Annotated in this window: 1 protein-coding gene and 1 pseudogene; both read right to left on the bottom strand. The window is 59.7% G+C overall.

Features of this window, described 5'->3' with window-relative positions; translation table 11 throughout:
• Window positions 1-279: cbb3-type cytochrome c oxidase subunit I (locus CSW57_RS00580; RefSeq protein ID WP_189339090.1), on the bottom strand; the 279-nt coding region annotated here is incomplete at its 3' end.
• 212 nt (window positions 280-491) lie between these two features.
• Window positions 492-917: pseudogene (locus CSW57_RS00575) on the bottom strand (cytochrome ubiquinol oxidase subunit I); the annotation flags it as partial.

Raw genomic sequence — 917 nt, 5'->3', positions numbered from 1 at the left:
CATCAACAACATCACCGTGCCATGCATGGTGAACAACTGGTTGTACTGCTCAGTCGACAAGAACTGCAGACCAGGCGCCGTCAACTCGGTACGCATCAACAACGCCATCAAGCCACCGATGAGGAAAAACGCAAAACACGCAACCAAATACATGATGCCCAGCATCTTGTGATCGGTCGTCGTCAACATCTTGTAGATGAACGAACCCTTGGCACCCGTGCGCTCGGGATAAGGCCGAACCGGAGCCACCTGAGTGGTGGGCTGGTCTACCGCGGTCACTGATCCTCCTGTGGCCGATCTGCTCATCTGTGTTGGACAGCATGACGTGAAACTCAGCTGATCGTAAACCCTCACACCCTCATCAGCCGAGCCGGTCCTACGAACTGTCGTAGCGCGTCGTCGCCACCCCGCTCGGAAAGCCCGCTCACAACACCGCGGCGGCACTGGTAATCCAGTGCCGCCGCGATGTGAGAGAACTCAGTTGTACCTGGTCAGCGCGGATCAGGATCCGTCGACGCCTCGTGCGTCCCGACAGTGAACGGATCGCGCCGGATCTTCTCGGCGGTGTCGCTGGTGCCACCGTGGGCCGCACCGACGTGTGCTTCTTCGCGCATCCGGTCGACCATGTGCGGGTAATGCAACTCGAACGCCGGACGCTCCGAACGGATCCGCGGCAGCTCGGTGAAGTTGTGCCGCGGCGGCGGGCAACTGGTCGCCCACTCCAACGAGTTACCAAAGCCCCACGGATCATCCACCGTCACCACCTCGCCATACCGGTAGCTACGGAACACATTCCACAAGAACGGCAACGTCGAAGCACCCAGAATGAACGCACCCACCGTCGACACGATGTTCAACGAGGTGAACCCATCAGTGGACAGGTAATCGGCATACCGACGCGGCATACCCTCGTTACC

This window comes from Williamsia muralis, from assembly GCF_002735905.1.
Taxonomy (GTDB): Bacteria; Actinomycetota; Actinomycetes; order Mycobacteriales; family Mycobacteriaceae; genus Williamsia; species Williamsia muralis_A.
This window is presented reverse-complemented; position numbering and strand designations above follow the sequence as displayed.